General features: G+C 75.8%; 1 pseudogene. It reads right to left on the reverse strand.

Features of this window, described 5'->3' with window-relative positions:
- Positions 1-121, reverse strand: a pseudogene (locus B1A85_RS26430) (alpha/beta hydrolase); the annotation flags it as partial.
- Positions 122-499 lie beyond the last annotated feature (378 nt).

A 499-nucleotide genomic window follows, 5' to 3' on the forward strand; every position in this document is an offset into this window, starting at 1 on the left:
ACGCTACACCAGTATACACATTATCTTTCCAGCTAATTGGTGTATGATTACCTCTAGGACTCGCTGCAGTGGCGGCAAGTATTAACCCGCTAGCTGTTTCAGGCAGTTTGAGTGCGAGTTGCGTTGGGGATATTGGTGGGGGGGGGGGGGGGGGGGGTGGGGGGGGGTGGGGTGGGGGGGGGGGTGTGGGTGGGGGGGGGGGGGGGGGGGGGTGGGGGGTGGGGGGGGTGGGGGGGGGGGGGGGGGGGAAGGGGGGGGGGGGGGGGGGGGGGAGGGGGGCGGGGGGGGGGGGGGGGGGGGGGCGGGGGGGGAGGGGGGGGGGGGGGGGGGGTGGGGGGGGGGGGAGGGGGGGGGGGGGAGGGGGGGGGGCGGGGGGGGGGCGGGGGGGGGGGGGGGGATGGAGGCAGGGGGGAAGGGGAATGTGGGGCGGGGGAGAGGAGCGGGAGGTTGGTGGCGAGGGTGCAGGTTGGGAGTCGGAGGGTCGCGAGCTGTGATTGAG

It is taken from the genome of Chroococcidiopsis sp. TS-821 (assembly GCF_002939305.1).
In the GTDB taxonomy this organism is placed as follows: domain Bacteria; phylum Cyanobacteriota; class Cyanobacteriia; order Cyanobacteriales; family Chroococcidiopsidaceae; genus Chroogloeocystis.